At 66.5% G+C, this 21,287-nt stretch carries 19 protein-coding genes; 6 read left to right on the top strand and 13 right to left on the bottom strand.

All coding sequences use genetic code 11. The features are described from left to right. From NL2_RS14230 to NL2_RS14195, 8 genes are all read right to left on the bottom strand, one after another. On the bottom strand, nt 1-1,611 hold the full coding sequence (locus tag NL2_RS14230) for a long-chain fatty acid--CoA ligase (protein WP_068076356.1): 1,611 nt from the start codon (nt 1,609-1,611) through the stop codon (nt 1-3). 18 nt (nt 1,612-1,629) lie between these two features. Continuing rightward, nucleotides 1,630-5,151, bottom strand: a complete 3,522-nt coding sequence (gene dnaE, locus NL2_RS14225) for a DNA polymerase III subunit alpha (RefSeq protein ID WP_068076355.1) — start codon at nt 5,149-5,151, stop codon at nt 1,630-1,632. Between the two features lie 218 nt (nt 5,152-5,369). Further along, nucleotides 5,370-5,858, bottom strand: a complete 489-nt coding sequence (locus NL2_RS14220) for a glutathione peroxidase (protein ID WP_084356099.1) — start codon at nt 5,856-5,858, stop codon at nt 5,370-5,372. After that, on the bottom strand, nt 5,855-6,100 hold the full coding sequence (locus NL2_RS14215) for a hypothetical protein (RefSeq protein ID WP_245647695.1): 246 nt from the start codon (nt 6,098-6,100) through the stop codon (nt 5,855-5,857). Before NL2_RS14215 ends, NL2_RS14220 begins: the two co-directional genes overlap by 4 nt. Nucleotides 6,101-6,173: 73 nt before the next feature. After that, nucleotides 6,174-6,458, bottom strand: coding sequence for a hypothetical protein (locus tag NL2_RS14210; RefSeq protein ID WP_068076353.1), 285 nt, complete (start codon nt 6,456-6,458; stop codon nt 6,174-6,176). Between the two features lie 66 nt (nt 6,459-6,524). After that, nucleotides 6,525-7,220: an ABC transporter ATP-binding protein gene (locus NL2_RS14205; RefSeq protein WP_068076352.1), complete on the bottom strand. Its 696-nt coding sequence runs from the start codon at nt 7,218-7,220 to the stop codon at nt 6,525-6,527. Then, nucleotides 7,213-8,454 (bottom strand): lipoprotein-releasing ABC transporter permease subunit, encoded by a 1,242-nt coding sequence (locus NL2_RS14200; protein ID WP_068076351.1) that lies wholly within the window; start codon nt 8,452-8,454, stop codon nt 7,213-7,215. Before NL2_RS14200 ends, NL2_RS14205 begins: the two co-directional genes overlap by 8 nt. Before the next feature lie 138 nt (nt 8,455-8,592). Continuing rightward, complete coding sequence (locus tag NL2_RS14195; protein ID WP_068076350.1) at nt 8,593-9,357, bottom strand: hypothetical protein; 765 nt, start codon at nt 9,355-9,357, stop codon at nt 8,593-8,595. 332 nt (nt 9,358-9,689) lie between these two features. On the opposite strand from NL2_RS14195, the gene purF reads away from it, so the two are divergent. From purF to NL2_RS14180, 3 genes are all read left to right on the top strand, one after another. Then, nucleotides 9,690-11,171, top strand: coding sequence for an amidophosphoribosyltransferase (purF, locus tag NL2_RS14190; RefSeq protein WP_068076349.1), 1,482 nt, complete (start codon nt 9,690-9,692; stop codon nt 11,169-11,171). Then, nucleotides 11,171-11,899 carry an SDR family NAD(P)-dependent oxidoreductase gene (locus NL2_RS14185; RefSeq protein ID WP_068076348.1) on the top strand — a complete coding sequence of 243 codons (729 nt, stop codon included), beginning with the start codon at nt 11,171-11,173 and terminating at the stop codon, nt 11,897-11,899. The genes purF and NL2_RS14185 overlap by 1 nt, the downstream gene beginning before the upstream one ends. An 87-nt stretch (nt 11,900-11,986) precedes the next feature. Beyond that, complete coding sequence (locus tag NL2_RS14180; protein ID WP_068076347.1) at nt 11,987-12,337, top strand: pilus assembly protein PilZ; 351 nt, start codon at nt 11,987-11,989, stop codon at nt 12,335-12,337. A gap of 4 nt (nt 12,338-12,341) precedes the next feature. Here the strand turns inward: NL2_RS14180 and NL2_RS14175 are convergent, their stop codons facing one another. After that, a complete protein-coding gene (locus tag NL2_RS14175) occupies nt 12,342-13,613 on the bottom strand; it encodes an SAM-dependent methyltransferase (protein ID WP_068076346.1) in 1,272 nt (423 codons plus the stop codon). A gap of 61 nt (nt 13,614-13,674) precedes the next feature. After that, nucleotides 13,675-15,063 (bottom strand): cryptochrome/photolyase family protein, encoded by a 1,389-nt coding sequence (locus NL2_RS14170; protein WP_068076345.1) that lies wholly within the window; start codon nt 15,061-15,063, stop codon nt 13,675-13,677. 75 nt (nt 15,064-15,138) lie between these two features. On the opposite strand from NL2_RS14170, the gene NL2_RS14165 reads away from it, so the two are divergent. Continuing rightward, complete coding sequence (locus NL2_RS14165; RefSeq protein WP_068076344.1) at nt 15,139-15,855, top strand: phosphatase PAP2 family protein; 717 nt, start codon at nt 15,139-15,141, stop codon at nt 15,853-15,855. A gap of 69 nt (nt 15,856-15,924) precedes the next feature. On the opposite strand, the gene NL2_RS14160 is transcribed toward NL2_RS14165, so the two are convergent. After that, the gene (locus tag NL2_RS14160; protein WP_068076343.1) at nt 15,925-16,965 is read right to left on the bottom strand and encodes a 2-oxoacid:ferredoxin oxidoreductase subunit beta; all 1,041 of its coding nucleotides are present in this window, start codon (nt 16,963-16,965) and stop codon (nt 15,925-15,927) included. Beyond that, entirely contained in the window at nt 16,962-18,920 is a 1,959-nt protein-coding gene (locus NL2_RS14155) for a 2-oxoacid:acceptor oxidoreductase subunit alpha (RefSeq protein WP_068076342.1), read from the bottom strand. Before NL2_RS14155 ends, NL2_RS14160 begins: the two co-directional genes overlap by 4 nt. Nucleotides 18,921-19,169: 249 nt before the next feature. Between NL2_RS14155 and NL2_RS14150 the strand changes: the two genes are divergently transcribed. Both NL2_RS14150 and NL2_RS14145 read left to right on the top strand, forming a co-directional pair. Continuing rightward, on the top strand, nt 19,170-20,129 hold the full coding sequence (locus NL2_RS14150; protein ID WP_068076341.1) for an alpha/beta hydrolase: 960 nt from the start codon (nt 19,170-19,172) through the stop codon (nt 20,127-20,129). Next, nucleotides 20,126-20,611 (top strand): RNA pyrophosphohydrolase, encoded by a 486-nt coding sequence (locus NL2_RS14145; RefSeq protein ID WP_068076340.1) that lies wholly within the window; start codon nt 20,126-20,128, stop codon nt 20,609-20,611. The genes NL2_RS14150 and NL2_RS14145 overlap by 4 nt, the downstream gene beginning before the upstream one ends. A 160-nt stretch (nt 20,612-20,771) precedes the next feature. On the opposite strand, the gene NL2_RS14140 is transcribed toward NL2_RS14145, so the two are convergent. Next, complete coding sequence (locus tag NL2_RS14140; RefSeq protein ID WP_245647694.1) at nt 20,772-21,278, bottom strand: tetratricopeptide repeat protein; 507 nt, start codon at nt 21,276-21,278, stop codon at nt 20,772-20,774. Nucleotides 21,279-21,287: the final 9 nt, after the last annotated feature.

The raw sequence follows: 21,287 nt of genomic DNA, 5'->3' as shown, positions 1-21,287 counted from the left end.
TCAGGCCTCCAGCGTCACGTCGCGGTACTGCTCGCGCAAGTCCTTCTTGCTGATCTTGCCGGTGCCGGTGTGCGGCAGCGCGTCGCTGAACAGGATCGCGTCGGGCAGCCACCACTTGGCGACATGCTCAGCGAGATGCGCGCGAATCTCCTCGGCGGAAACAGTGCTGCCGGGCTTGCGCACCACCACCAGCACCGGTCGCTCGTCCCATCGGGGATGCGGCAACCCGATCGCCGCCGCCTCGGCCACGCCCGCGCAGCCGACGGCGGCGTTTTCCAGATCGACCGAGCTGATCCACTCGCCGCCCGACTTGATCACATCCTTGGCACGGTCGGTCAGCCGCAGGATCCCGTCGGGACGGATCGTGCCGACATCGCCGGTGTCGAACCACTGGTCCGCATCGGCGGCATCGGCATCGGCCTTGAAATAGCGCTTCACCACCCACGGCCCGCGTACGTGCAGCGCGCCAGCGGTTTCCCCGTCGCGCGGCTGCTCGTGGCCGTCATCGTCCACCGTGCGCAGCTCCACGCCGAACAGCACGCGGCCCTGCATCGCCACCACATCGACCTGCTGGTCGAAGCTCAGCTCGTCCCAATCGTCGGTCGTGCCCCCCAGCGTGCCCACCGGCGAGGTTTCGGTCATGCCCCAGGCGTGTGCCACGCGAACACCCGCGCGCATCAGCCGTTCGATCATCGTGCGCGGCGCGGCCGATCCGCCGATAATCGTCTGGCGCAAGTGTGGCAGGCCTTGCTCGATCGTTTCGCCAGACTTCTCAAGCTGCTGGAACATTGCCAGCCAAACCGTTGGGACTCCAGCTGAATGAGTCACACCCTCATTCTTCATCAGGTCGCACAACACCGCCGCATCGTTGTTCGCGCAATAGACGAACTTGGCGCCCACTGCTGCGCCTGCCCACGGCAGGCCCCAGCTCGCGGCATGGAACATCGGCACGATCGGCAGCATCACGCTGCGCGGTTCGAGCGCGAAGGCGGCGGGCTGGAGGATCGACATGGCGTGGAGCATGGTAGAGCGGTGTTCGTACAGCACGCCCTTGGGGTTGCCGGTGGTGCCGCTGGTGTAGCACAACATGCACGGGTCGCGCTCGTCGCCATCGGCCCAAGCGGCGTTGCCGTCGTGCGCGCCGATCCAGTCCTCGAACGCCGGCGCGGAATCGCTCGAATCGAAGCAGATGTAGTGCTCGATCGTGGTCCAGCGCGGCTTCATCCGCTCAACCAGCGGCGCGAACATCGCATCGTACAGCAGCACGCGATCTTCGGCGTGGTTGGCGATGTATTCCAGTTGGTCTTCGAACAGGCGCGGATTGATCGTGTGCAGCACCCCGCCCACGCCCGCCGCGCCGTACCAGCTGACGAGGTGGCGGTGGTGGTTCATCGCCAGCGTGGCGACGCGGTCGCCCTGGCCCACGCCCAGCGCGCGCAACGCCTGCGTCATCTTCAGCGCATCGCGGCGAATGCCCGCCCAGTTGGTGCGCGTCTCGCCGCCATCGGCCCAGCGCGTTACGATTTCGCGCTGTCCATATTCGCGCGCGGCGTGATCGATCAGGTGCGTAACCCGCAGCTTCCAGTCCTGCATGGCGCCAAGCTGCATCATACCCCCCAATATCCGGCCTTATTCGACCAGGCGCAAATGCCGTTCCGCCCGCGCCGTCAGCGCGACATTGGCAAGTCCTTCGATGGGGATCAAGCGTTCGACCAGATCGCTGTCCAGCCGGAAGTCGCTGCCTAGCCGCACCAGCGGTTCGCGCCCCCCGGCGGTGTGGAGCCTGGCACGCACTTCGCCTTTGCCGTCGGCACCACGCGGCAACAGCAGCGCCAGCTCCGCCAGCGCATCGGGGCGATGCACTTCGAGTTCGAGCACCATGCGCGCGGCGCTCGACACCGAATCGAGCGGGCGCCCGTTGCGGATGGTGACGCGCGGCGGTTCGTCGGGATTGGGCCGGTCGAGTTCGACATTGAGCAGGATGCAGGTGCCCTCGGCCGCCCACTTCAGGAACGGATCGACCAGCGATTCCTCGAAGCACGAGGCGGAGAACTGCCCACTCGAATCGGAAAATTCGGCCAGGATGAACTCCTTGCCGCGCTTTGTTCGACGCCGCTGCACGTTCTCGACCATCGCGGCCATCACCGCGCCGCTGCGTTGCGGCCCGCTTTCGGTGGACTCGGAGGCTGCCGGGCCGGTGCCCATCAGGCTGGAATAGGTCCGCGCGCCGTTGGCCGAGGCGACCGCGCGATATTCCTCGACCGGATGCGCGGCGAAGTAGAACCCGAAGTTCTCGCGCTCTGCCGCCATCTGTTCAGCGCGCGACCAGGCTTTGGTATCGGCCAGCCGCAGTGCGGGCACGGCATGCTCCTCGCCGCCGAACAGTCCGCCCTGCCCGCTGGTGCGCGACCGCGCCGCCTCATCGGCCACCGCCATCAGCAGTTCGGCGTTGGCCGCGACCATCGCGCGGTTGGGTTCAAGCGTGTCGAGCGCGCCGCCGGCCGCGAGCGCTTCCAGCCCGCGCCGGTTCATCGCGCCTGCGGGCAGGCGACGGAACAGGTCTTCCAGGCTTTCGTACCAGCCATGCGCCTCTCGCTCGGCGACGATGCCCTCCATCGCCTTTTCGCCGACGTTGCGCAGGCCTGCCAGCGCATAGCGCACGGCATAGCCTTCGTCGGTGCGCTCGACGATGAATTCGGCCTCCGACCGGTTGATGTCCGGCCCCGCCAGCGTCAGCCCGGCGCGGCGCATGTCATCGACGAAAATTGCCAGCTTTTCAGACTGATGCATATCGAAACACATCGATGCGGCATAGAATTCGTGCGGGTAGTGCGTCTTGAGCCAGGCCGTCTGGTACGCAAGCAGCGCATACGCCGCAGCATGGCTCTTGTTGAAACCGTAGCCTGCAAACTTGTCAATCAAGTCAAAAAGTTCGTTGGCCTTCCTGGCATCGATTCCCGAAATCTCGCGGCATCCGTCAACGAACCGCTGGCGCTGCGCGTCCATCTCCGCCTGGACTTTCTTGCCCATCGCGCGGCGCAGCAAGTCGGCATCGCCCAGCGAATATCCTGCCAGGATCTGCGCGGCCTGCATCACCTGTTCCTGGTAGACGAAGATGCCGTACGTTTCGGACAGGATGCCCGCGAGCTTTTCATGAGGATATTCAATCCGTTCCAGCCCGTTCTTGCGGCGACCGAACAGCGGAATGTTGTCCATCGGACCCGGCCGGTACAGCGAGACAAGCGCGATGATGTCGCCAAAGCTGGTCGGCTTCACCGCCGCCAGCGTGCGGCGCATGCCTTCGGATTCGAGCTGGAACACGCCGACCGTGTCGCCCGATTGCAGCAGGCGGTAGACCGCCGCATCGTCCCACGGCAGCGCGTCGAGGTCGATCTCGATCTCGCGGCGCTTCATCAGGTCGGTCGCCTTGCGCAGCACCGACAGCGTCTTGAGACCGAGGAAGTCGAACTTGACCAGCCCGGCATCCTCGACGTGCTTCATGTCGAACTGCGTGACCGGCATGTCCGATCGCGGATCGCGGTACAGCGGCACCAGTTGTGCCAGCGGCCTGTCGCCGATCACCACACCGGCGGCGTGGGTGGAACTGTTGCGCGGCAGGCCTTCCAGCTGCATCGCCAGATCGATCAGCCGCTTCACGTCCTCGTCGCGATCGTACTCGCGCTTGAATTCGACCACGCCGTTGAGCGTGCGCGGCAGCGTCCACGGGTCGGTCGGGTGGTTGGGCACCAGCTTGCACAGCCGGTCCACCTGGCCGTAGCTCATCTGCAGGATGCGGCCGGTATCGCGCAGCACCGCGCGCGCCTTCAGCTTGCCGAAGGTGATGATCTGCGCGACGTGATCGTGGCCATACTTGGCCTGGACATAGCGGATCACCTCGCCGCGCCGGGTTTCGCAGAAGTCGATGTCGAAATCGGGCATCGACACGCGTTCGGGATTGAGAAAGCGTTCGAACAGCAGCCCCAGCTTGAGCGGGTCGAGATCGGTGATGGTCAGCGCCCAGGCGACCACGCTGCCCGCACCCGATCCGCGCCCTGGCCCCACCGGAATACCGTTGTCCTTGGCCCACTTGATGAAGTCGGCCACGATCAGGAAATAGCCGCCAAAGCCCATGCGGTTGATGACGTCGATCTCGAACTCCAGCCGGTCGAGATAGACGGTGCGCTCCTCCGCACTCATCTCGCCATACGGCACCAGCCGCCGTTCCAGCCCGGCGCGCGCGTCCTGCGCCATCATCAGCGCCTCGCCCTGCTGGTCACCGGCGAGGCTGGGCAGGATCGGCTTGCGCTTGGGCGGGGCGAATGCGGTGCGCTGCGCCACCACCAGCGTGTTGGCCAACGCCTCGGGCAGGTCGAAGAACGCCTCCTCCATCATCGCCGCCGATTTCACGTACCATTCGCGGCTCGATCGCGGGCGGTCGTGGTTGTCGACATGGGTGGAACTGGCGATGCACAGCAAGGCGTCGTGCGCGGCGTAAAAGCCGGGATCGGCAAAGCAGGCGGGGTTGGTCGCCACCAGCGGCAGGTCGCGTGCGTAGGCCAGCGCGACCAGCGCATCCTCGGCGGCATCCTCGATCGCATCGCCGCGCCGCGCCAGCTCGATGTAGAGCCGGTCGGGGAACAGTTCCTGCAGCCGATCGGCATAGGCCAGCGCGGCGCTGTCCTGCCCTTCGGCAAGAAGCCGCGTCAGCGCGCCTTCGTTGGCCGCCGTCAGCGCGATCATGCCGTCGCTGTGTCCGACCAGATCGGCCAGCACGACATGCGGTGCGTGTTCGAGCGGGCGTTCAAGGTGCGCGCGGCTGACCAGATGGCACAAGTTGTCGTAACCCGTGGCGTCCTGCACATACAGCGCGATCCAGTCGATCGTCGGCGCGGCGGGTCCGAAACCGGTGGCCGCGCCGCCGTTCTCCGGCCGGGCGACCGCGAGCATGCAGCCGATCACCGGCTGCACCCCCACCCCGCGCGCGGCGGCAGCGAACGGCACCGCGCCGTACAGCCCGTTGCGATCGGTGATGGCGGCGGCGGGAAACCCCCGGTCGGCCGCCGTCTTGGCGATCGCCTTGGGATCGATCGCGCCATCCAGCATCGTGTATGACGAATAAATGCGAAGCGGGACGAATGGGGCGTGGGGCATGGCCCCAAGTTAGTCACTCCTGCCGCGATTTGGGAGGGGGCGATGCCGCCTTATCCCCATCGCGGAACGGGCCGGCATCAGAGCGGTTGAAGCGTTAAATCCATCACCCCGTCACCGCGCGTGTCGAGCGCAGTCGAGACATGTACAGCGACGGCGAACGCAGCGCGGGATGCCTCGGCTTCGCGCGGGATGAGCGAACCAAGGCATGGCATTACTTGCTAAAGCAATTTCGCGATGTCTCGGGCGATGCTTTCGGGCTTGTCGGTGGGGGCATAGCGCCGCACCACGTGGCCTTCGCGGTCGATCAGGAACTTGGTGAAGTTCCACTTGATCGCCTTGCTGCCCAACAGCCCCGGCGCGCGCGCTTTCAGCCAGTCCCACAGCGCGGGCGCGGCTTTGCCGTTGACGTCGATCTTGCCCATCATCGGGAACGTCACGTCGTACGTCAGCGAGCAGAAGCTGGCGATTTCGGCGGCGTCACCCGGTTCCTGCGCGCCGAACTGGTTGCAAGGGAAGGCAATCACTTCCAGCCCGGCGTCGCGATACTGGCGCCACAGCGCTTCAAGGCCGGTGTATTGCGGGGTGAACCCGCAGCGGCTGGCGGTGTTGACCACCAGCACGACCTTGCCCAGCCGGTCCGCCAGCGACACATCGCTGCCATCGGGAAGCAGAGCGGTGAAGTCCGCAATCGTGCGGGGATCCTTCAAGGCAGATCGTCGCGCGTGGACAGCGCCATGATGTCGCCCACGTTCAACGTGCGTCCGCCGGCGACATCGATGACCATGCGCGCGCGATCACCGGCCGGCATCGCCGCGACATCGCGCACCAGCTGGCCCAGCGGTGCCTTGCGCAAGGTGCGGAAATTGTAGTGCATCTCCGAACCGCCATCGTCGCGTTCGTGCAGCGTGGCATCCGCGTTCCAGTCCATCGCGTCCATCGAAAATCCCATGCCGTCGGGCCGCCCCGGCTCAGGCGCAGCGTTTGCACGGGAGCGGACCGCAATCAAGCTGATCCGCGTGGTGTCAGCCGGGGAAATCCGGCCGCCGGGCCAGTGCGGCCACTTCGGCGGCATCGAAGCGCCGGTCTCCCGCCTTTTCGACGACCAGTCCGGCCCGTTCGATCGCCGGAAGGTGCGCGACATAGGCCACCATTTCCGCAAACGTGCCCTGGTTCAGGATCGCGAAATCGCCCAGCACACCCTCGGATTCGCGGCGGCGGACCGATGCGTGGTCCTGCCAGTCGATCGTGTCCGTCGCAGCGTTAGAGGCGTCGGCGGTGGGGTTGGCCGTTTCGGGCGCGTCGGTCATGGTCGGGGAACTCCTTTCCCCCACAACGCGCTACGCCGCCCCAGTATCCCGGACGGGCGGGTATGATTATGGCGCAGCCGGTTCCAGCAGCCCTTCGTGCAGCCGCAGCACGCGGTCCATCCTGGCAGCGAGCCGTTCGTTATGCGTGGCGACCAGCGCTGCGCTGCCTTCTTCGCGCACCAGCTTGAGAAATTCGGCGAACACGCGATCCGCCGTTGCCTCGTCGAGGTTGCCGGTGGGCTCGTCGGCCAGCACCAGTTGCGGCCGGTTGGCGAGCGCGCGGGCCACCGCCACGCGCTGCTGCTCGCCGCCCGAAAGCTGGCTGGGCCGGTGTTCGAGCCGCGCGGCAAGGCCCAACGCGGAGAGCAATTCCTCGGCCCGGGCGCGAGCATCGATCTGGCTGGTGCCCGCCACCAGTTGCGGCAGGATCACGTTTTCGGCGGCGTTGAAATCGGGCAGCAGGTGGTGGAACTGGTAGACGAAACCCAAGTGATCGCGGCGCAAGGTGGTGCGATCGTCGCCCGACAGCGACGAGGCATCGGTGCCGGCAATGTCGATCCGGCCCTCGAACCCGCCCTCGAGCAGACCGATCGCCTGCAGCATGGTCGACTTGCCTGATCCCGATGGCCCGAGCAGCGCCACGATCTCGCCCTTGCGCACGTCGAGATCGATGCCGCGCAGCACTTCTATGGTCACGCCGCCTTGCGAAAAGCTGCGCTTGAGCCCGGTCAGGCGGACAACCGGCATTTCACCATCACTCATAGCGCAACACCTGTACCGGATCGGTGCCCGCCGCCTTCATCGCCGGATACAGCGTGGCCAGGAAGCTCAGCACCAGCGCCATGATGCAGATCGTGGTGATCTCCACCGGATCGCTGCGGCTGGGCAGTTCGGTGAGGAAGCGGATCGACGGGTCCCACAGGTTCTGCCCGGTCACGATCTCCACCGCGTGGACGATCGGCTGGCGGAAGAACAGGAACACAAAGCCGAGCAACAGCCCCACCAGCGTGCCCAGCGCGCCGATCACGAAGCCGATCGTCACGAAAATCTTAAGCAGCGAGCGCCGCGTCGCCCCCATCGTGCGCAGGATCGCGATGTCGCGGGTCTTGGCGCGGACCAGCATGATCAGCGACGACAGGATGTTGAACACCGCCACCAGCACGATGATCGACAGCACCACGAACATCGCCACGCGCTCCACCGCCAGCGCCTCGAACAGCGAGGCGTTGATGGTCTTCCAGTCGGTCACCACCGCGCGGCCCGCCAGCTGTTCGCGCAAGGGGGCAAGCGTTTCGCTGACCGAATCGGGATCGGTGGTGGTCACCTCGATCATACCGATGGAATCGCCGGTCAGCAGCAGCGTCTGCGCATCGGGGATCGGCATCACCACGTAAGCCTGGTCGTAGTCGTAAACCCCGATCTCGAAGATCGCGCCGATCTTGTAGCCGATCTCGCGCGGGACCGTGCCGAACGGGGTGGAGCGGCCCTGCGGGTTGATCACGGTGATCGTGTCGCCGATCCGCGCGCCAAGGTTTTCGGCCAGCCGCGATCCGATCGCGACCGTGCCGGTGCCCGGCTGCAGCGTGGCGAACGATCCGGCCGTGCGCTTGGCTTCCAGCCGCTTGAGATCGTCGGGTGTGTTGCCGCGCACCAGAATCGCTTCGACCCGGCCGTTGAAGTTGGCGAGCAGCGGCTGTTCGATCAGCGGCGAGGCGCGGGTGACGCCCGGCGTCGCGCGCACGCGCTTCAGGATGTCCTGCCAGTCATCGAGCCGCCCGCCATAGGCCTGGATGATCGCGTGGCCATTGAGCCCCACGATCTTGTCGAGCAGTTCGGCGCGAAAGCCGTTCATCACGCTCATCACGATGACCAGCGCGGCTACGCCGAGCATGACGGCGGCCAGGCTGATGCCGGCGACCAGCGCGATGAACGCCTCGCCCCGGCCGGGCAGCATGTACCGCTTGGCGATCGTCCATTCGAAGGGTGACAGGATCACTGGTGCTCGCAGGCGGGAGGGCGATGGGAGGGTGCGGGCGATTTAGGGGCAGAACCGGACGAGGGCAATGGGGCTGTCGCGAGGCATGATGCGTTGCGGCATGACGTCACCCCGCTGCGCAAGGCAGCAGCACGTGGCCTATTCTCCCGCCGAGGGCGCAGCCTCGCGGCGGAAATTGAAACGGATGCTCACCCATTCGCCGATCAGCGGTTTGCCATCGACGCGCGGCGGGCGCACCAGGAACTGCCATGCCGCCAGCCGCAGCGCCCGCGCCAGTCCCGAGCCCGGCGGCGATTCGTCGAGCGACTGGCAGTTCTCGACATGGTAGTGATCCATCGTCTTGCACGCGATCGTCGCCCAGTCGCCGGGCGCGCCCATGTTGCGCATGTACGGCTGGAGTTCGGCATCGGTCGGTTCGCGATACCATTCCGCAGCATACAGGTGCGCGCCGCCCGGCCCCTGACCCGGCCCATAAGCCTTGGCGCCGCTGCCCGCGCTGCTCGATGACGACCCCGCGCCGTGGTTGCCCAGCTTGGAAATGTCCGACGCGGCGAATTCGTCGTGCGACAGCGCGATGACGTCGGGGATGGTGTTCTTCGACGGCAGCTTGATCGCCGGCGGCCGCGCTGGGGGGGGGTGGACCACGGCGACCTTGATGGCGGCAGCCGGAGCCGCGGCAGACTTCATCTGCTTTTCCTGCGCGTGCTTGGGCGAATCGGGCGTCAGCGTGATCGCGACCAGCGCACCGCCCGGGCGATCGATCAACGGATTGAACGCGCCAAGCTGAAGCATCGTCAGCGCGATCACCACGATGACCGCGAGCGACAGCACGATCGCCACGGGCCGGCTGCGAGTCGAGGCGCGGTAGCGCGACGGCGACGAAAGGAGATCCACGGCAGGCATGGGCTTGGCGCCTAGCCGTTGCCGACGCGACCGACAATCTCGACCTGACGCAAAGATGCGCCAGGTTCGCCGGTGCCGGTCCGCACGGCGGGCTCAGAAATGCCGGGCATCGTCATCGCGGGCCACGTTTCTGCGCTCATCATGACACGCACCTTACAGCATTGGCGCGATCGGGGCATGCGCGCACCGGACCGGGCCGTCCGTGCGGCCGGTCGCAGGACCGGGGTCGATGCGACCGCGACAGTTTCGTGACGCTTGCCTTTAGCGGCAAACGTCGCCACATGCGCGGATCAGTGGCCGGCGCCTGACGCCCTCGCGAGTCCATGGGACGCATGAACATCACAGACCTTCGCGACGCTGCCCCGTGGGACGCCGATGACGACAAGCTGCGTGAGGAATGCGGCATTTTCGGCATTCTCGGCGCGCGCGACGCTGCGGCGATCACCGCGCTCGGCCTCCATGCCCTCCAGCATCGCGGGCAGGAAGCCGTCGGCATCACCAGTTTCGACGGGCAGGAGTTCTATTCGCGGCGCGGCATCGGCCATGTCGCCGCCAACTTCTCGTCCGGGTCCGCGCTGGCGGAACTGCCGGGAATGATGGCGGCGGGCCATGTCCGCTATTCGACCACCGGTGGTTCGGGCTTGCGCAACGTCCAGCCGCTGTTCGCCGATCTGGCGTCGGGCGGGTTCGCCATCGCGCACAACGGCAACATCTCCAACGCAATGCATCTGAAGCGCGATCTGGTGCGCAAGGGCGCGATCTTCCAGTCGACGTCCGATACCGAGGTGATCATCCACCTTGTCGCCACCAGCCGCTATCCCACGCTGCTCGACCGCTTCGTCGATGCGCTGCGGCTGGTCGAGGGCGCCTATTCGCTGATCTGCATGACCAACCACGGCATGATCGCCTGCCGTGATCCGCTGGGCATCCGCCCGCTGGTGATGGGCAAGATCGGCGATACCGTGATCTTCGCCAGCGAAACGGTCGCACTCGACGTCGTCGGCGCCGCGTATCTGCGCGAAGTCGAGCCGGGCGAACTGGTGCAGGTCGATCTCGACGGCAACGTGCGCAGCCACCGTCCGTTCGGCGAAACGCCCGCGCGCCCCTGCATTTTCGAGCATGTCTATTTCAGCCGCCCCGATTCGGTGCTGAACGGCCATTCGGTATACGGGGTGCGCAAGGCGATCGGCGCGCAGCTGGCGATCGAAAGCCCTGCCGATGCAGACCTGGTGATCCCCGTGCCCGACAGCGGGGTGCCCGCTGCGATCGGCTACGCCCAGCAATCGGGCATCCCGTTCGAACTTGGCATCATCCGTTCGCACTATGTCGGCCGCACGTTCATCACGCCGTCGGATGGCGCGCGCAATGCCGATGTGAAGCGCAAGCACAACGCCAACCGCGCGCTGGTCGCGGGCAAGAAGATCGTGCTGATCGACGATTCGATCGTGCGCGGCACCACCAGCTTGCAGATCGTGCAGATGATGCGCGATGCCGGCGCGTCCGAAGTGCACATGCGCATTGCCAGCCCGCCGACCGAGCACAGCTGTTTCTACGGTGTCGACACGCCCGAGCGGTCCAAGCTGCTCGCCGCGCAGATGGACGTGGCGGCGATGGCCGATTTCATCCAGGCCGACAGCCTCGCGTTCGTCTCGATCGACGGCCTGTACCGCGCCGTGGGCGAGCAACAGCGCAACAAGGCGTGCCCGCAATACTGCGACGCGTGCTTCAGCGGAGAATATCCCACCCGGCTGACCGACCTGGGTGAGCGCGAGAGTCCCGCGCAGCTATCGTTCCCCGTCGAAAAGGTCGCGTAATGGCCAGCACCGCAGCCGCCCGGCCGTTTGACGGCCAGCTGGCGCTTGTCACCGGCGCCAGTCGCGGAATCGGCGCGGCGACCGCGCGTGCGCTGGCGGCGGCGGGCGCGCATGTCGTGCTCACCGCGCGCACGGTCAAGGAACTGGAAGCCGTCGAGGAAGCGATCTTCGCGGCCGGCGGCCATGCCACGATCGCCCCTGTCGACCTGACCGAGCCCGAAGGCATCGCCCGGCTGGCGGCGGCGATCTCGGGGCGCTGGCAGGCGCTCGACATCATGGTGATCGGTGCGGCGGCGTTTCCGCAACTGGGCCCGGTGTGGCAGATCGATTCGCGCGATTTCAACAAGACCGTCACGCTCAACCTGCTGTCCACCCAGGCGCTGATCGCCAACTTCGACGCGATGCTGAAGCGTAGCGCCGATGCGCGCGTGATCGGGCTGACGTCCACCGCGGCAACCGCGCCGCGCGCCTACTGGGGCGCCTATGCCGCGTCGAAAGCGGCATTCGAGGTGCTGCTCGATACGTATGCGCAGGAAGTGCAGAACGTGTCGAAGATCCGCGTTGCCATCGTCAACCCCGGCGCGACGCGCACCGCGATGCGCGCTCGCGCCTATCCCGGTGAGCCACCCGAAAGCGTGAAGCCGCCCGAAGTGGTGGCCGACCGGCTTGTCGCCCTGCTTGGTGAACGGTTCGCCACCCCACACCGCGAAACGGTTAACCAGGCTTAGCAAACCGCCGGTAACGGCGTTCGCTTATACTTTGCGAAAGGGGCGCAACCCGGGACGTACCATGTCCCCAACGGCAGGACCGTGCCCATGGAAGACATAACCAAAACCTTTCGCCGCGACACGACGGTGCTGGATGATCGCTGTTCGCTGCGCAACACGGTCCATATTCCCGCTGCGCTGCGCCCCACCGGATCGCGCGGCTTTCCCACGATCGTGCAGGATCTGTCGCTGGCCGGATTTGCCGCAACGGCGGTGGTGCGCCAGCATCCCGGGACGCTGTGCTGGTTGACGCTGCCCGGGCTGGAGGCGCTGCAGGCCGAAGTGGTGTGGTGGGAAGGCAGCATCGTCGGCTGCGCGTTCGCCAACCTGCTCAGCCCGGTCGTGCACGACAACATCCTGCAGCGGTATCACGGCAACGGTGTGTTCCGGCTGGTGTAAACCCTCAGCCCCGGCGCACCAGCGTCACCTGGCTCACGTCGATTCCGCCGCCGGCGAAACCGCCTTCGCAATACATCAGGTAATACTGCCACAATCGCACGAAGCGCGCGTCGAAGCCCGCCGGCAGTCGCCCCTCGTCCACCGCCGCATCGAACGCGATGCGCCATTGCGCCAGCGTGCGGGCATAATCGGCACCGAAGTCGTGCTGGTCATGCCAGTCCAGCCCGCAGTCGGCGGCCAGCTTGCGCAATTCGCTGTCGCGCACCAGCATCCCGCCGGGAAACACGAATGTCTGGATGAAGTCCGCCGACGCGGCATAGGCATCGAACAGATCGTCGCGGATCGAGATGAACTGCAGCGCCGCGCGTCCGCCGGGCTTCAACCGCTGCGCCACGCAATCGACGAACGCCGGCCAGTATTCGCGCCCGACCGCCTCGACCATCTCAACGCTGGCGATCGCATCGAATGTCCCGACCACGTCGCGATAATCCTGGTGCCGGAAGTCTATCACCGGACCGCCGTCGGCCGACTGCATCCGCCGCGCCCAGTCCAGCTGCTCGTCCGACAGGCTGATCGCGGTGACCTGCGCGCCGTAGTCCTGCGCCAAGCGCGTCGCCAGGTAACCCCAGCCGCAGCCGATTTCGAGCACGCGGGCTTCGGGTTGCAGTTGCAGCCTTGCGGCCAGCCGACCAACCTTGTTGGCCTGCGCCTCCGCCAGCGGCGCGTCGGGCGCGATGCCCGCCCACAACGCGCTGGAATAGCTCATCGTCGGGTCGAGCCACGCCGCATAGAAATCGTTGCCGAGATCGTAATGCGCCGAAATGTTGAGTGCGGCGCGGCGGCGGCTGTTGGCGCGTGTACGATGAAGCAGGCGCACCGCCAGCCGCCACGGACCCTTGGCGCGCGCGACATCGCCCAGCGTGCCCGCATTGCGCATGAACAGCGCGAAAATCTGCACCGGATCGGGGCTGGACCACTCGCCCGCCTCCCACGCCTGATACCAGCCGACCGAGCCGCCGGTGGCCAGCCGCACCAGCGCCCGCCAGTCGTGCAGCTCGATGATCGCGGCAGGCCCCTCGCCCCGCCCGCCGAGCATCCGATGCGATCCATCGGGCAACGCGGCCTGCATCGACCCATGTTCGAGCCGCGCGTCGATCCGGTCGACCAGCCGCTGGAACGGGCCTGACAACACGCGCCCGATCCAGCCGGTGCCGGCGGCAATGACTTTGGCGCCCTTCACCAGGTGCCCGCCGCGGACTGGCGTGTGTGCGTTCATCGCGCGGCTATGCCTTCGCGCAGGCCGTTGGGCAATGCGCTTGGTGATGGCGCAAGTGCGATCATGCCTTGATCCGGGCATAGGCCGCCAGCGCCCGCTCGCGCGCCTCGCGATGGCCGATAAGCTTGGCCGGATAACCGGCAACGGGAAACAGCGGATCGTGGATTTCGCCAGCGGGAAGCTGTGCCAGTTCTGGCACCCATTCGCGAATGTACCCCGCTGCATCGAATTTATCCGATTGCGACAGCGGCGCCATGATCCGCGGAAACATGCTGGAATCCACGCCCGTGCCCGAAACCCACTGCCAGTTGGCAGCGTTGTTGCCGTAATCGGCATCGACCAGCGTATCCCAGAACCAGCGCTCGCCGTGACGCCAGTCGATCAGCAGGTGCTTGATCAGAAAGCTGGCCGCGATCATCCGCACGCGGTTGTGCATCCACCCGGTCGTCCACAGCTGGCGCATCCCGGCATCGACGATGGGATAGCCTGTCTGCCCGCGCTGCCAGGCCGTCAGGTCTGCCCGCGCTGCCTTGCTGCTCCGGGGATCGCGCCACGGGAATTCGCGAAACGCCGCGCGATAGCTGTGCGTGGCATAACGCGGTTCGGCCAGGATCAGGTTCTGCGCGAAATCGCGCCACACCAGCTCGCGGCGAAAGCTGTCCGCGCCCTCGCCCCGCCGCCCCGACAGCGCATGCCACACCTGCCGGGGAGACAGCGTACCGAAGTGCAAGAACGGCGAAAGACGCGATGATCCGTCGATCGAGGGAAAATTGCGATCCTTTTCATAAGCCGCGACGTGATCGAGGAAGTGCTCGATCCGGTCGTGCGCAGCCTGTTCTCCCACGGTCCATGCCTTGCCGAAGCCCGCTGCCCAATCGGGCCGTTCGGGCAGGAGGCGCCACGCGTCGAGCGTGTCGGAGGCAGGCCACTTCGCCGGTTCCTGCAGGCTCGGCATGGTCAGCGGATCGGACGGGATCAGCGTATCCATCAGCGCGCGCATGAACGGGGTGTAGATCTTGTAGGCGCTGCCCGAACCGGTGGTCACGCTGCCCGGCGGCGCGAGATAGTTGCCGTCGTGCAGCACCAGCTCGCATCCTTGGGGAAGCACATCGGCCAGTTCGGATTCCGCCGCGCGCCACCACGGCTCGTAATGGCGGATGGCGTGGACCGCTGAGGCGCCAATTTCGCGCGCGATCCGCGCGATCTGCGCCACCGCGTCGCCTTGCCGCAGCACCAGCTGCGATCCGTGCCCGGCCAGCTCTGCGGACAAGTCCGCCAGCGCATGGTGAAGCCACCAGCGCGTGGCGCCGCCCATGCGGTGTCTGCCCGGCCGCGCATCGTCGAGTACGTAAACCGGTATCACCGGCCCTTCACCGGCGGCGGCGTGGAGCGCGGGCTGGTCGCGCAGCCGCAAGTCCCGGCGCAGCCAGACGATGCGGGGGCCGATCATTGGTGAACCGTCATGCTTGAACCTTCATCGCAGTCCTTGCTGGAACAGCCTGACCCGTGCAGGGTTCCGCCTTGCATGACAACCTCTCCGCTTCCCGCCATCCCCCTTCCTGCGCGCACGTTCCGCATCGATCCGCGTCATGCGCTGATCGCCAGCGCGGTATGCTGGATCGGCTTCGCGGCGATCGTGGCGATGGTCCAGACCGGCCGGACCGGCGCGATCGACAGCGCGGGACTGCTGTTCTGGCGATCGGGCAACGATTTGCGCCCCGGCGGGCCACCGTGGCTGCTGGAAGGCGTGCGCGACATGACCGCGCTCGGCGGCGTGCTGCTGCGCAACCTGTTCGCCATCGCCGCGCTGGTCGCGCTGCTGTTCCTGCGCCTGCGCCGCGAGGCGGTGCTGCTGGCGGGTACGATCGGCGGTGGCTGGATCGTCGATTCGCTGATCAAGGCACTGGTCGGCCGCGCGCGTCCGCAGATCGTCCCGCACCTGACCGAGGCGGCGGGGCTCAGCTTTCCCAGCGGGCACAGTTTCAATTCGGCGGTGGTCTATCTCGCCATCGCGCTGGCGTTTGCGGCGATCAGCCCGCGCCAGTCGGTGCGGGTCACGCTGGTGGCCTGCGCCACGGTGCTGGTGGTGCTGATCGGCGTGAGCCGGGTGTGGCTGGGCGTGCACTTCCCCAGCGACGTGGCCGCCGGATGGCTGGGCGGCGCGGGTTGGACGTTCCTGGCATCGGCGGCGCTTCACCGCCCGGCGAAAGTGGTGGCGGAAGTTACGTCGTCCCGGACTTGATCCAGGACCGCTGGCGAGTTGGCGCCTGGCCGCCAGCGGTCCCGGGTCAAGCCCGGGACGACGTAAATATCAGCCCGCGTGGTGCTCGCCGTCCACCGTCCAGGTCTGGCCCTTGGACAGCAGCGCGGCGAGGTCGGGCTTCTTGCCCACGCTGCCCACGCGGTTCTGTTCCATCACCGCCGCCTCGAACGTGGGGCGCGGATCGTCGTAGATCACACCCAGCGCCATCGGGAACGGACCGAACGGCAGTTCCACCAGCATGTGCGCGACCGAACGGTTGGTCACATCGTGGACAATCACGCCCGCCGCCTGCCAATCACCATCGGTCACATCGACAACCGTCAGCGTCAGCTTTTCGGCGTCGAGGGCAATGCCCTTGGTGCCTTTGGCGAACACCATCGGCTCGCCGTTCTGCAACCACAGCTGGCGATCCTCGGCACCCTTGGGCGCGGCGAAATCGTTGAACACGTCCTTGTTGTAAACGATGCAATTCTGGAAAATCTCGATGAACGCCGCGCCTTTGTGCGCGTGCGCCGCTTTCAGCACCGACGGCAGTTCCTTCGACACGTCGAACCCGCGCGCCACGAACCGCGCGCCCGAGCCCAGCGCGAACGCGCAGGGCAGCGCCGGGCGATCGACCGAGCCGCCCGGCGACGTCGGGCTGGTCGTGCCCACCCGGCTGGTCGGCGAATACTGGCCTTTGGTCAGCCCGTAGATCTCGTTGTTGAACAACATGATCTGGCAATCGAGATTGCGGCGCAGCAAGTGCATGGTGTGGTTGCCGCCGATCGACATGCCGTCACCATCGCCGGTCACGATCCACACGTCGAGTTCGGGGTTGGCCAGCTTGATGCCCGTGGCGAACGCCGGGGCGCGGCCGTGGATCGTGTGGAAGCCGTAGCTTTCCATGTAGTACGGGAACCGGCTGGAGCAGCCGATGCCCGATACGAACACGGTCTTGGCCGGATCGGCGCCGATCTCGGGCATGGTGCGCTGCACCGCCTTGAGGATCGCGTAGTCGCCGCAACCCGGGCACCAGCGCACTTCCTGATCGGTTTCCCAGTCCTTCAGCGTCGTCGGGAACTTGGCGATGGGGGTCATGTCGTTCATGGATTTACCGCCTTGATGCTGGGCAGTTGCGTGGTGTCGGCATCGACTTCGCCGCCGAACTCGCCTTCGATCGGCGCGCCAAGCGCTTCGCAGATCGCGGCATGGATTTCCGCGATGGTGAACGGCTGGCCGCTGGTCTTGGTCAGCGGGTGGGCATCGACCAGATACTGGTCGCGCAGCACCGTCTTGAACTGGCCGGTGTTCATCTCGGGTACGAGGATCTTGTCGTAACCCCTAAGAAGGTCGCCCAGATTTGCCGGAAGCGGCCAGACATGGCGGACATGGATCTGGCTGACGTCCAGCCCCCGCCGGCGCGCGCGGCGCACCGCTTGGTGGATCGGACCATAAGTCGATCCCCAGCCCACGATCGCCAGCTTGCCGCTGGTCGTGCCAAGGGTAACCTCCTGCGCGGGGATGCCACTGGCCACGCCATCGACTTTGGCCTTGCGCGCGTCGGTCTGCGTCTGGTGGACGCCGGGCGAGTAATCGATGTGGCCGGTGTCGATCGCCTTTTCGATGCCGCCGATGCGGTGCATCATGTCGGGCGTGCCCGGCTTGATCCACGGCCGCGCACCCTTTTCGTCGCGCTTGAACGGCAGCAGTTCGCCGTCTTCGCCGTTGCGCGTCGTCAGGTAGGTGACGGGGAACGGCGCGAAGGACGCAGGGTCCGGCACCTTCCACGGTTCGGCGGCGTTGGCGATGTAGCCATCGGTCAGCAGCATCACCGGGGTCATGTACTGGGTGGCGATGCGGCACGCCTCGATCGCGCATTCGAACGCATCGGACGGGCTGCGCGCGGCGATCACCGGCAGCGGTGCATCGCCGTTGCGGCCATAGATCGCCTGGTACAGATCCGATTGCTCGGTCTTGGTCGGCAGGCCGGTGGAAGGGCCACCGCGCTGCGAGTTGATGATCACCAGCGGCAGCTCGGTCATGATCGCCAGCCCCATCGCCTCACCCTTGAGCGCGATGCCCGGCCCCGACGACGAGGTGACGCCCAGCTGTCCGGCGTAGGAGGCGCCGATGGCCGAGCAGATCGCGGCGATCTCGTCCTCGGCCTGGAACGTGGTGATGCCGAATTCCTTGTACCGCACCAGGTTGTGCAGGATCGCGGACGCCGGCGTGATCGGATACCCGCCGAAGAACATCGGCAGCCCGGCCAGCTGTGCACCCGCCACCAGCCCGAGGCTGATCGCCTCGGCGCCCGTGACCGTGCGATAAAGCCCCGGCGCGCTGTCAACCGCAGCGACGTGGTGCTGCTTCAGTGGGCCGGACAGCTCTGCCGTTTCGCCATAAGCGTGCCCGGCGTTGAGCGCGGCGATGTTGGCCTGCGCCAGCACCGGGTTCTTGGCGAACTTGCCGTTGAGCCAGTCGGTCAGCGGCTTGCGGTCGCGATCGAACATCCACAACGCCAGCCCCAGCGTCCACATGTTCTTGCAGCGCAGCGCTTCCTTGTTGCCAAGGCCGAACGGCTTGACCGCTTCCAGCGTCAGCGCGCTGATGTCGAAGGCCAGCACCTGCCATTTTTCAAGGCTGCCGTCGTCGATCGGGCTGACCGCGTACTTGGCCTTCTCGAGGTTGCGCTTGGTGAACTCACCGGTGTCGACGATGATCAGGCCGCCGGGCTTGAGCGCATCGACGTTGGTTTTCAGCGCCGCCGGGTTCATCGCCACCAGCACGTCGGGCGCATCGCCTGCCGTGTCGATCTCGGTCGAGCCGAAATTGATCTGGAACGCCGAAACGCCGAACAGCGTGCCCTGCGGCGCGCGGATTTCGGCCGGAAAATCAGGGAACGTCGCCAGGTCGTTGCCCGCCAGCGCGGTCGAAAGGGTGAACTGACCGCCGGTAAGCTGCATGCCATCGCCGCTGTCGCCCGCGAAACGGACGACAACCGCGTCCGTCGCCGAGCGTCCCGCGTCGTGCGGAGCCGGCTGGTCTAGAAGTGCTGTAGCCATGAAAATCCTCTGCTGCGCCCCGTTATGCGCCGAACCCTGCTCTGCGCCAACCTGTCATGCGCCCAAATCGCGTTGGCGGTCTTGCGCTGCCGGTCGCCTATTCTCCGATGGCTTATCGCGCAAAGTAGAAAAACCATCGCTGAACAAACCGGTGCTGGGTCTAGATTCGCTTCGGCACTCCTAGTCAAGTTGCAAAAGCCGACTTAGGCAGGGGTGCAGAACCGATTCCTGTGGTTAGAGGAGATCCGCATGAGCGACACCGAAACGACCGAGCGTCCGTCGCATTTCGTCCGGCCCGACGTGAAGGGCTTCCTCGATCTGCTGAACGGCCTCGCGCGCCCGGAAATGAGCGCGATGTCGCTAAGCGAGGCGCGGGCCTCGTTCAACGCGATGCAGGCCTTTGCCGAAGCCGATCCGCGTCCGCTGGCCGTGATCCGCGACCTGTCCTGCCCCGGCCCGGCCGGCGAAATCCCCCTGCGGCTGTACGATTCGCGCGAAACACGCGATCCCGGCCCGGTGGTGATGTTCTTCCACGGCGGCGGCTTCGTCATCGGCGATCTCGACAGCCACCACAACTTGTGCACCGAAATCGCCGCCGAACTCGATTTGCCCGTGGTGGCGGTCCACTATCGGCTGGCGCCCGAGCATCCGTTCCCCGCCGCGCCCGACGATTGCGAGGCGGCCAGCCGCTGGATCGCCGCCAGCCCGCAGGCTTTGGGCCGCACCATCACCGGCCTGATTCCGATGGGAGACAGCGCGGGCGGCAACCTGACCATCGTGATCACGCAGGCGCTGATGGAACAGCCCGCCGCCGCGCCGGTCGTGCTGCAGGTGCCGATCTATCCCTTGAGCGACGAACGACCTGATCACCAGTCGTTCCAGGATTTTGCCGAAGGCTATCTGCTCAACGCCGATGCGATGGGCTGGTTCGGCCGCAGCTATGGCGCCCAGCGCGGCAGCAAGCGCGCGTTTCCGATCCACGGCGATCATGCGAACATGCCGCCGACGGTGCTGGTGACCGCCGGGCTCGATCCGATCCGTGACAGCGGCCGGGTTTACGGTGCCCAGCTGATGCTGGCCGGGTCCGACGTGGTGTTCCTCGAGATGAAGGGCACGATCCACGGCTTCACCCAGCTGCGCAAGGCGATCCCTTCGGGCCAGCACGACATGCAGCGCATTTTCGCCGCGATCCGGCTGTTGCTGGCATGACCATCGACGCGGCCTCGCTGCCGTACCGGCCCTGCGTCGGCGTGATGCTGGTCAACGACGCCGGGCGGGTGTTCGTGGGCAAGCGGATCGACAACAAGGAAGGCGACGCCTGGCAGATGCCGCAAGGCGGGATCGACGATGGCGAGGAACTGCACGCCGCCGCGATGCGCGAACTGGCGGAGGAAACCGGCGTGGCCTCCTCGCTGGTAACGATCATCGCCGAAACCCGCGAGGAGTTGTTCTACGACTTGCCCGAGGAGTTGCTGGGCCGGCTGTGGAAAGGGCGTTTTCGCGGGCAGCGTCAGCGGTGGCTGCTGCTGCGCTTTGCCGGATCTGACGCCGACATCGTGCTCGACGCGCACGATCCTGCGGAATTCAACGAGTGGCGCTGGGTGGAGCCGCACGAGCTGCCCGACCTGATCGTGCCGTTCAAGCGCCGCGTCTACCGTCAGGTGCTGGAGGAATTCGGCCCGCTGATTTGAGGGCGTGGGGCGTCAGGGCCCTGCCCCCCGCTCACCCTGAGCCTGTCGAAGGGTCCCGGCATGTGAGCGAAAGCTAAGCACAGCGCCCTTCGACAAGCTGAGGACGAGCGGGGTTGGTGGTGGGGTTAGGCCCAGTTTTGGCAAGCCCGCCCTCAACCCGTCAGTTCGCCTCGACCACCGGCTTGGGGGTTACCGCCTGCGCCGAGACCACCTTGGGCAGCGGACCGCGCGCGATGGTCGACGCCAGCACTTGCGTTTCGCTGCAGGTCTTGCCGCATAGCCCTTCGAGCTTGGCCAGATTGCGCCTGGCCTTGTCGAGCGCGCCCTTTTCGACCATCGCCCCGCCTTCGCCCGAAATGGCGGCGAGGTTGTTGGGATCGCGGTCCAGCGCCACGCGGTAATAATGGATCGCCTTGCCCTGCAAGCCGCTATGGCGCGCGGCATCGCCGAGCGCGAGGTACGTGCCGATGTAGCCGGGATCGACCGCCAGCGCGGCCTCGAACGAATCCGTCGCCGCCGCTGTATCGCCCCGCGCCAGCAGCGCCCGCCCATTGTCGAGCAGCGACTGGGCACGCGGATCGACCGGGTCGGCGTTTTTCGTATAGCCGATACTGGACGTGACCGCCGCCAGCAGGGAAAGGGCAAGGGCAGCGGGGGCAAAGCGCATAATGTACTC

The organism is Novosphingobium lentum NBRC 107847 (genome assembly GCF_001590965.1).
Classification (GTDB): Bacteria; Pseudomonadota; Alphaproteobacteria; order Sphingomonadales; family Sphingomonadaceae; genus Novosphingobium; species Novosphingobium lentum.
Note: the sequence above shows the minus strand (reverse complement) of the source record. Positions and strands in the feature narration are given on the sequence as shown.